This window comes from Parasynechococcus sp., from assembly GCF_042954245.1.
Lineage (GTDB): Bacteria > Cyanobacteriota > Cyanobacteriia > PCC-6307 > Cyanobiaceae > Parasynechococcus.
Map to the genome: position 1 here is coordinate 21,739 of NZ_JBGKDP010000002.1, position 8,493 is coordinate 30,231.

Consider the following 8,493-nt stretch of genomic DNA (forward strand, 5'->3'; position numbering starts at 1 on the left):
CACCTCCTCTCCAGATCAACAACGAAAGCGTGCCGATCAATCACCGGCACTTTGGTGTGTATTGCTACAGAGTCGAAGGCGGTGACGGCGGAACGTGAGGCTATGCAACGTCTTGATCCTTGGCACGGCCGCTGTGACCTGCAGTTTCATGCCACCAATGGCAGCACCCAACACCAGGGGGGCTGCACAGCTCCGTTCAAGCTGCTCCGCAGTGAACGCGGTGATGACGGACGCTGCGAGCTGCCGGTGCTGCACACCGCCGGAGGCCTGGTGGGTGGGGATCAACTCAGCCTCGACATCAAGCTTGAAGCCAACAGTCGCGGCCTAATCACCAGCGTGGCGGCGCAGAAGGTTTACGGGTCAATCGGCCGCAGCCGCCTGCAGCCTGAGGGTTGCTTTGCCCATCAACAGGTGCGCTGCTCGCTGGCCAGCGGCAGTGATCTCGAATGGCTGCCGCAGGAGCTGGTGCTGTACGCCGATGCCTTGTTCGAGCAGCAGCTGACAGTGACCCTGCCCCAGGACGCCTCCTTTCTCAGTGCAGAGATCGTGCGCTTGGGTCGCACCGCCGCCGGTGAAACCCTGCAGCAGGGACGCTGGCGGTCAAGCCTCACCATTCAGCGCGTCGCGGACAGCAGCTCAACCTGGGAGCTGGCGGATCGGGTGGACCTCGGCGACGCCAGCCTGGACAGCCCACACGGGTTAGGAGGAGCCCCGGTATTCGGAACACTGGTTTGGGCCGCGCCGATCGCCATGGGCGCCGAAACAACAGCAACATTGCTGGAGGGAGCACGGGCCGACCGAGAGGGTCTGACGGGCACAATGCGCTGCGGCGCCCTCAATCAGGGCCTAATCGCCCGCTATTCCGGCGATTCGAGCCGCGATGCCCGCTTCTGGTTCAGCCGAATCTGGGAGCGAACGCGGACGATCCGGGGGCTGACACGGCCTCGCATCCCCAGGGTCTGGCCCCTGCAGGAACAGCCTCTGCGCCGACAAACGTCCACTGTGAACGCTTTTGAGGCTGCAGCAGAGACACACTGAAGGAGACCGAGCTTCGCCATGCATCTCAGTCCCCAGGAAAAGGACAAGCTCCTAATCGTGACCGCGGCACTGCTTGCCGAGCGGCGCTTGAACCGTGGCCTGAAGCTCAACCACCCCGAAGCGGTGGCCTGGATCAGTTTTCTGGTGCTGGAAGGCGCCCGTGACGGCAAGAGTCTGGCAGAGCTGATGCAGGAAGGCACCACCTGGCTGCGTCAGGACCAGGTGATGGAGGGTGTGCCCGAGCTCGTCCATGAGGTGCAGATCGAGGCTGTCTTCCCCGATGGCACCAAGCTCGTCACCCTGCACGACCCGATTCGCTGAGGCAAAACCCATGGCACCTCTCATTCCAGGCGAACTGCTTCCCAAACCGGGTGAACTGGAGCTGAATGCAGGCCGACCCGTCACCACGGTGAGCGTCTCCAATAGCGGCGACCGGCCGGTACAGGTGGGCTCCCATTTCCATTTCGCCGAAGCCAACGCGGCCCTGCAATTCGACCGAGCCGCAGCCCGCGGTCAACGGCTAGACATCCCCGCCGGCACCGCCATCCGCTTCGAACCCGGCGACAGCCGCGACGTGAACCTGATTCCCTTCGCCGGTGCGCGACGCGTCATCGGCTTCAACGGCCAGATCAACGGCCCCCTCGATGCCTGACCCATGCCCTACCATATCTCCCGCCAGGCCTACGCCGAGACCTACGGACCCACAACCGGCGACAGAGTTCGTCTGGCCGACACCGATCTGATCCTCGAAGTCGAGAAGGATTACACCGTCTATGGCGACGAGGTGAAATTCGGCGGCGGCAAGGTGATCCGCGACGGCATGGGCCAATCCCAGACCCCTCGAGCCGAGGGCGCCGTCGACACGGTGATCACTAATGCCCTGATCCTTGACTGGTGGGGCATCGTCAAAGCCGATGTCGGCCTCAAGGACGGCCGAATCGTCGGCATCGGCAAAGCCGGCAACCTCGACACCCAGGAAGGGGTGACGATTGTGGTGGGCCCAGGCACGGAAGCCATCGCCGGGGAAGGACACATCCTCACGGCCGGCGGCATCGACACCCATATCCACTTCATTTGCCCTCAGCAGATCGAAACGGCTCTGGCCAGCGGCGTCACCACCCTGATGGGCGGCGGCACCGGACCAGCCACCGGCACCAACGCCACCACCTGCACCCCCGGCGCCTTCCACATCGGGCGGATGCTCCAAGCCGCTGAAGGCCTTCCGGTGAATCTGGGCTTTTTCGGCAAGGGCAACTCCAGCACCCCGGAAGCGCTGGAAGAGCAGGTGCGCGCCGGCGCCTGCGGTCTGAAGCTGCATGAAGACTGGGGCACCACGCCGGCCACGATCGATGCCTGCCTGTCGGTGGCCGATCGGATGGACGTGCAGGTGTGCATCCACACCGACACCTTGAATGAGGCCGGCTTCGTGGAAGACACGATCGCCGCGATCAAGGGACGCACCATTCACACCTGCCACACCGAAGGAGCCGGCGGCGGCCATGCCCCGGACATCATCAAGATCTGCGGAGAGGCCAACGTGCTGCCGAGCAGCACCAACCCCACCCGGCCCTACACCCGCAACACGCTCGAGGAGCACCTCGACATGTTGATGGTGTGCCACCACCTCGACCCGAAGATCCCGGAGGACGTGGCCTTCGCCGAATCACGGAGTCGGCGCGACACGATCGCCGCCGAAGACCTCCTTCACGACCTTGGCGCCTTCTCGATCATCGCCAGCGACTCCCAGGCCATGGGCCGCGTGGGCGAGGTGATCACCCGCACCTTCCAGACCGCCCACAAGATGAAGGTGCAGCGCGGTGCATTGCCGGAAGACCCCGCTCGCAACGACAACCACCGACTGAAGCGCTACATCGCCAAGGTGACGATCAACCCGGCGTTGGCCCACGGCATCAGCACTGAAGTGGGGTCGATCGAAACCGGCAAGCTCGCCGATCTTGTGCTGTGGAAGCCGGGCTTCTTCGGCATTCGCCCGGAACTGGTGGTGAAGGGCGGTTCGATCGTCTGGGCCCAGATGGGCGACGCCAACGCCTCGATTCCGACCCCTGGCCCGGTGCACGGCCGGCCGATGTTCGGCGCCTTCGGCAAAGCCCTCGCCCCCAGTTGCCTCACCTTCGTGAGCGAAGCGGCAATGGATGCCGACATCCAACGCCAGCTGGGGCTGGAACGCACCTGCATGGCGGTGAAGGAGACCCGCAGCGTGAGCAAGAGCACCCTGAAGCTGAACGCTGCGCTGCCCAAGGTGAGCGTGGACCCGCAGACCTATGAGGTGTTCGCCGACGGTGAACTGCTCACCTGTGACCCCGCCGAGGTGCTGCCCCTCGCCCAGCGCTATCTGCTGCTTTGAGCCCCACGCTGCTGGTAGTCCAACACGTTGACCACGAAGACGCCGCACTGGTGGGGGAACTAACGCGGCAACGGAACCTGACCCTCCACACCCTGAGGCCCGACCGAGGCGACCCTCTACCGGACCCCAGGGCGAGTGCGAACAGCATCGCCCTCGTACTCGGAGGTCCGATGAGCGCGAACGAGCGCGACCAACCGGGAATGGACTGGTTACGGCAGGGGGCAGCGTGCAACCCCTGAAGGTGGGAGCACCACCACAGCGGCTAAAGGAACTGGGCCTCGGAGCGATCCACTGGGTCGCGGATCCAAGCGATGAGACTCTGCTCAAGGGGCAACCAAGCAGCTGCTTGGTGCTTCATTGGCATGGCGATCGCATCCAACTATGCAACCCTGCTGGTTCTTCGCTGCACTGTGCGGAACAGGTGTTTCGGATCGGAGCCCACGCCATTGGCCTGCCGTATCACCTCGAGATCGATGGTGATGCGCTTGAACGATGAATCGCCAAGGACCACGACTGTGTGCTGGGTCCCCTTGGAACTGAAGGGCCCGATCGCCTGAACCGGGACTGGCTCAGGCGTGGGCGCCACGCTCGAGGAACAAGGCCGACACTTCTTCAATGCTGTGTTCGATCAGCTGATTGAGATCAGCCAGGCCCACTAAATTTCTACGGACAAAAATAAACAAAACCAAAAACTCTTCTGAAGAGGTATCAACCTGAACACCACTTCGGCATTCACAGGAGCTTCAATATTTTTCGTAGCAGCAGCTACCGATCGTTCACTTCGCATCGCGCGAAGCGCAGTTCGCCTCAGGCCATGGAACGGGGACCTGAGCTTGCTTCGAGGACCATCCAATGACCACCCTTCTCTATCGCGGACATCAGTACCAGCAAAACAACGCCACTCAGGGCAAGCCTGGGGTGCAGCTGGTCTACCGCCGCAACGTGTACCAAGTCCGCCAGATCAACAGCCACCGCACTCCGGTGAAGCTCGTCTACCGCGGCGTGGGCTACACCCGCTAGGGCAACTTCTCAATCCGTAGCAACTCGAACATTCCAGTTCCGAGGATTAAGGCGTAATAGATCCAGCCTCAGCAACGACGTTGGATCTCATCGCTTCTCGCCTCGACAAAGGCCTCGTGCAGGTGAATCCCTTCAGCGTGCACGGCGTGTTCTGGCTGCAAACCCACTTTCCGTCTCAGGAATGGGATGCCCTACTGTCTGGACAAGCCGCCTTTGGCATGGATTGCATAGACGATTTGGTAAGTGATGCACGTGAAGCTGGTTTGACCGTGGAGTGGGAAGCATCCGTCCCTAGCTGAACCCCCCTGAATTCAAAAAAGCCCTGCACACAGCTGTGTTGCAAGACCTTTTTAATGGCATGAACAACGTTGAATGCTCAAGCCACCAAGCGGTTGAGCATGGGCAACTCCGACAGTTCATCCCTCCACTCCTGGGCCCAAAGGGCCTGGCTGCGCTCATACACCTCCATCAACTGCTCCACCGCGCGCTCGTGAAAATCAACACGCAGATCCAACAGAGGGAAAGCCGCTTCGCCACTCACCTGCACCGCCGCTAAGGTGCAGAGGTTGGAGCGGTGATCACCGCCAGCCGCTTCTCCGGCCTGCAGAGCAATCATCAGGCGGTGGCCCAGTTTCAAGCTGGGGTCGCTGGTGAGATAGGCCTTCCCCATCGCCGCCAGCACGCCCTCGTCCACCAAGCAATTATCGGCAACGGAAAGGTCACGGTGATGGCGATGCCTCGCCCAGTGAAGCGATGGCGCTGGACTGTCCTCCAGGCAGCGCCGAACCATGGCTGCCGTTGGTAGAGGTGACAGGGGATCACTATCGCTTCAATACGGCCTATCCCGATGCCACGCCCAAACAGGTGGTGCGCTTCCTGCTGCTGGACCCCATCTTTCTTCGGTCGGTGCGGTACTGCCTCCAGGGCATCAGCGACACCCTGCAACAGATCCAGCAGCACCCGAGCCATGACACGCCGGATGACCGCGACTGTTTGCGCGGACAGCTCCTGGCCCGCTGGAGCTATGTGCGGATCGACAACCTGATCGAAGCCGGTCTGCATGAAGCTATTGACCAGCTTCAGCAGGACCTGAACCAACTCCACAGCCTGATCCAAACCCGCTACTTCACCAGCGCCGACCTCCGTTCCACCCCACCGATCCCGCATGCGCGCTCTCATCGTTCACCGCCTGACGTATCGGTATGAGGCCCCCGTTTTCCTCGGGGAACATCCGCCTGTGTCTGAGGCCTCGGGGGCAGGGATTCCAGACCCTGCTGGAGCATCAGCTCAGCGTGCTGCCTGAACCCAAGCAACGTCGGGAACTGGTGACCGCCAGCGGTGACAAAATCCAACGGCTCCGCTTTCTTGGCAGCACTAATGAACTGGTCTTTGAAGCCCGCAGCCTGGTGGAAACCCGACCGGCACCACCACTGGAAAGCTGCTTCAACGGACTGGAACCACCCCTTCTCTACCCCCGGGGCCAGCTCAACAGTGATCTACAGGGGCCCTTGAGAACTGGTTGCCCAACGGCCAGCACAAACCCTCGGCCATCGACCTCACCCAGGAAGCCCTGATGGGCAGCAACCAGCAGACCCTGGCCTTTCTGAAGCAACTGATTGAACTAATTCAGGAGCGAGTGAAATACACCCAACGCCATGTGAGGTCAGCTTAGCCGGCGGGCCGAACCCTGCGCGAGCGGATCGGCTCCTGCCGTGATCTGGTCATGCTGATGGTGGCCTGCTGCCGCGTGGTGGGTCTTCCCGCCCGATTCGTGAGCGGCTATCAACTGCAGCAACCTCCCCCGAAGGAGTACGACCTGCATGCCTGGGCGGAGGTCTACCTGCCCGGGGCGGGCTAACGGGGTTTTGACCCCAGTGCCGGGATGGAAGTCAACGAGCGCTATGTGGTGCTGGCCGCCTGAAGCAAAGGTTCCAGCCTGTGCAACTGGGGCTTCGGCGCCGAGCTATGGGTGGCTGGCATCAAGGCCGGAATCTCGGCGTTGTTGTAGACGCGGAATTCCCGCACCAAGGAAGCGCCTTCCTTACGAACCGTGTGGTTCAGAACGACGGAACCATCGGGATCAGAGATCGAGCGGTGGAAGGTACCAGGAGGGATGCGAAGGACGTCACCACCGCTCTCGAGCCGAACAATGTGGAACGGCTGTTCCCAAGCCAGGTTCACCAAGAAGAAGATTCTGCCGCCACTGGCTGCCAGCAGATTGTCTTCCTGATGGGGATGCAGATAGAACTGCCAGGCTCCGCTCTCCGGATCGTTGGGGGGCGACACGGCCGGGCCGCTGTGAATCACCAGGTCTCGCGCATTGGAGGTGTCCACGGTGACGTCGAAAAAACGAACCGACGAGGTATCGCGGAAGCGCTCGTAGGCCAGTAGTTCAAATATGTCGATGGATCCTTTTGGATCCTTCAGCTGCCCTGTTCTACCGAGAGCATCACGGAAAAACGGTGACGATCACGACGGTTCAGCCCCCCAGATACGCCATTTCTGCATGGGTAGACGCAACGGCGGCTGGATCACGCTCCTCGCTGTAGCGGTCTTGACGCCGCTGCCAGAGCTGGCGCATGGCCTGCTCAAGATGAAGATCCGACGCGAGCGCAGGCTTGAGATCCATGCCATCAGCGGAGAACAGGCAGGTGAACGTCTGTCCATCAGCGGTGACACGCAACCGGTTGCAATCACCGCAGAACGGCTCACTGATGGAGGCGATCACACCGATGGATCCAGCTCCATCGCCATAGCGCCAACACCGGGCCGTTCCACCCCTCGGGCGACCCAGAGGCTCAAGGGGCCAACGGGCATGAATGCGCTCCACCATCTGCGCCGCCGGCAGCACCTGGTCCAGCGTCCACTGGTTGCGGTTGCCCACATCCATGTACTCAATCAAACGCAGCTCCATCCCCTGCCGCCGCGCCAAGCCGGCCAAAGGCAACAGCTGATCATCATTGATCCCCCGTTGGATCACGGCATTGAGCTTGAGCTCACCGCGTGATGGATCAAAGCCAGCGGCACAGGCCTCCGCGATGCCGTCCTGAACCTGGCGCACCAGGCGGTTTCCAGCGGCGGCGCCACCCTGGAGGCCAGCCATGCGCGCTGCTGCCTCCCCTTCCGCTGCATCCAGGCTGATGGTGATGCGATCCAGCCCTGCGGCACGCAACGCCCGCGCCATCGGTTCCGAAAGCAGCACCCCGTTGCTGGTGAGCGCCACCGAATGAAGACCAGCCATCGGATCCGAACGATCCCGCCGGGCCTGCGCCACCGCCTCCAGCAAAGGCAACAAGCGCCGGCTCAACAACGGCTCTCCACCGGTAAGCCGCAGCGTTTGTACCCCAAGGCGCGCAGCCACACGAATGACACGCATCTGCTGCTCCAGCGTGAGCAGGCCAGGGGGCTCCTCCGCATCCGGACAGCAGTACGGACAAGCGAGATTGCACTGGGCCGTGAGCGACAGCCGCAGCACCCTGATGGGTCGGTTGAGGCGATCTACGAGCGGCAGCGGAGTGCTCATCCCTCCAACGCTGCCAGATCTGCAGCGCAGTTGGCATTCAGCAACGCTTCTGCAGGCAAGCGCACCGTCTGATGGGGAACACGGGTCAACCAGTCTATCCAGCGCAGCTCTCCGCATTGCAGTTGCTGATCAAGGCAAGAGCGAAAGGGTGAACCGGAGGGGATCACCGCCAGCAACGGCTGCAGCCGCTGCCCGTCATGGGCCACCGCTGCCTGCTCCGGGGCACGCTTCCAGGCTGCGATGAGCTGCTGGACAACGGCAGTGCGCAGACAGGGCATGTCCACCGGCAGCACCAGCAAGGCCTCCCCAGGCCGAGACGGCAACACCCTGGCCAGCGCCTGCAGGGGGCCATTCCAGGGAGGGGGCTCTAGCACCACGGAACATCCCGGCCGGTGGGCCAGCAGCTCTGCATGCTTGGGATGACGACTCAACACTTGCACCGGATGGCCAAGGGACAGCAGCTGGTCGACCAGGGCCGTGAGCCAAACACCACCGGAGGGATGCGGCAACAGCGCCTTGTCACGCCCCATGCGACGGCTGCTTCCAC

The 8,493-nt window shown here is 62.5% G+C and carries 11 protein-coding genes and 2 pseudogenes; 9 read left to right on the forward strand and 4 right to left on the reverse strand.

Features of this window, described 5'->3' with window-relative positions:
- Nucleotides 1-102: 102 nt before the first annotated feature.
- The 7 genes from ACGVJ8_RS00120 to ACGVJ8_RS00150 all read left to right on the forward strand — a co-directional run bounded on the left by ACGVJ8_RS00120 (nucleotide 103) and on the right by ACGVJ8_RS00150 (nucleotide 4,722).
- The gene (locus ACGVJ8_RS00120; RefSeq protein ID WP_392344938.1) at nucleotides 103-1,038 is read left to right on the forward strand and encodes an urease accessory protein UreD; all 936 of its coding nucleotides are present in this window, start codon (nucleotides 103-105) and stop codon (nucleotides 1,036-1,038) included.
- 18 nt (nucleotides 1,039-1,056) lie between these two features.
- On the forward strand, nucleotides 1,057-1,359 hold the full coding sequence (locus ACGVJ8_RS00125; protein ID WP_392344928.1) for an urease subunit gamma: 303 nt from the start codon (nucleotides 1,057-1,059) through the stop codon (nucleotides 1,357-1,359).
- Between the two features lie 10 nt (nucleotides 1,360-1,369).
- A complete protein-coding gene (locus tag ACGVJ8_RS00130; RefSeq protein WP_392344929.1) occupies nucleotides 1,370-1,690 on the forward strand; it encodes an urease subunit beta in 321 nt (106 codons plus the stop codon).
- 3 nt (nucleotides 1,691-1,693) lie between these two features.
- Complete coding sequence (gene ureC, locus ACGVJ8_RS00135; RefSeq protein ID WP_392344930.1) at nucleotides 1,694-3,403, forward strand: urease subunit alpha; 1,710 nt, start codon at nucleotides 1,694-1,696, stop codon at nucleotides 3,401-3,403.
- Between the two features lie 226 nt (nucleotides 3,404-3,629).
- Entirely contained in the window at nucleotides 3,630-3,899 is a 270-nt protein-coding gene (locus ACGVJ8_RS00140; protein ID WP_392344931.1) for a hypothetical protein, read from the forward strand.
- Nucleotides 3,900-4,255: 356 nt separating this feature from the next.
- A complete protein-coding gene (locus tag ACGVJ8_RS00145; protein WP_392344932.1) occupies nucleotides 4,256-4,423 on the forward strand; it encodes a DUF4278 domain-containing protein in 168 nt (55 codons plus the stop codon).
- Between the two features lie 80 nt (nucleotides 4,424-4,503).
- A complete protein-coding gene (locus ACGVJ8_RS00150; protein ID WP_392344933.1) occupies nucleotides 4,504-4,722 on the forward strand; it encodes a hypothetical protein in 219 nt (72 codons plus the stop codon).
- Nucleotides 4,723-4,799: 77 nt separating this feature from the next.
- On the opposite strand, the pseudogene ACGVJ8_RS00155 reads toward ACGVJ8_RS00150, so the two are convergent.
- Nucleotides 4,800-5,168: pseudogene (locus ACGVJ8_RS00155) on the reverse strand (DUF1028 domain-containing protein); the annotation flags it as partial.
- Between the two features lie 62 nt (nucleotides 5,169-5,230).
- Between ACGVJ8_RS00155 and ACGVJ8_RS00160 the strand changes: the two are divergent.
- Nucleotides 5,231-5,629: an alpha-E domain-containing protein gene (locus tag ACGVJ8_RS00160; RefSeq protein WP_392344939.1), complete on the forward strand. Its 399-nt coding sequence runs from the start codon at nucleotides 5,231-5,233 to the stop codon at nucleotides 5,627-5,629.
- Nucleotides 5,589-6,278, forward strand: a pseudogene (locus tag ACGVJ8_RS00165) (transglutaminase N-terminal domain-containing protein); the annotation flags it as partial. The gene ACGVJ8_RS00160 and the pseudogene ACGVJ8_RS00165, both read left to right, overlap by 41 nt.
- A 44-nt stretch (nucleotides 6,279-6,322) precedes the next feature.
- Here ACGVJ8_RS00165 and ACGVJ8_RS00170 read toward each other — a convergent pair.
- The 3 genes from ACGVJ8_RS00170 to ACGVJ8_RS00180 all read right to left on the reverse strand — a co-directional run.
- Nucleotides 6,323-6,823, reverse strand: a complete 501-nt coding sequence (locus ACGVJ8_RS00170) for a redox protein (RefSeq protein WP_392344940.1) — start codon at nucleotides 6,821-6,823, stop codon at nucleotides 6,323-6,325.
- A 79-nt stretch (nucleotides 6,824-6,902) separates the two neighbouring features.
- Nucleotides 6,903-7,946 (reverse strand): GTP 3',8-cyclase MoaA, encoded by a 1,044-nt coding sequence (locus ACGVJ8_RS00175; RefSeq protein ID WP_392344934.1) that lies wholly within the window; start codon nucleotides 7,944-7,946, stop codon nucleotides 6,903-6,905.
- On the reverse strand, nucleotides 7,943-8,493 hold a 551-nt coding region (locus ACGVJ8_RS00180; RefSeq protein ID WP_392344935.1), incomplete at its 5' end, for a molybdenum cofactor guanylyltransferase. The genes ACGVJ8_RS00175 and ACGVJ8_RS00180, both read right to left, overlap by 4 nt.

Excerpts from the sequence above, each read along its gene's own strand:
- ACGVJ8_RS00120 (WP_392344938.1), top strand. The coding sequence starts at position 103 with ATGCAACGTCTTGATCCTTGGCACGGCCGCTGTGACCTGCAGTTTCAT.
- ACGVJ8_RS00145 (WP_392344932.1), top strand. The coding sequence starts at position 4,256 with ATGACCACCCTTCTCTATCGCGGACATCAGTACCAGCAAAACAACGCC.
- ureC (WP_392344930.1), top strand. The coding sequence starts at position 1,694 with ATGCCCTACCATATCTCCCGCCAGGCCTACGCCGAGACCTACGGACCC.
- ACGVJ8_RS00175 (WP_392344934.1), bottom strand. The coding sequence starts at position 7,946 with ATGAGCACTCCGCTGCCGCTCGTAGATCGCCTCAACCGACCCATCAGG.
- ACGVJ8_RS00125 (WP_392344928.1), top strand. The coding sequence starts at position 1,057 with ATGCATCTCAGTCCCCAGGAAAAGGACAAGCTCCTAATCGTGACCGCG.
- ACGVJ8_RS00130 (WP_392344929.1), top strand. The coding sequence starts at position 1,370 with ATGGCACCTCTCATTCCAGGCGAACTGCTTCCCAAACCGGGTGAACTG.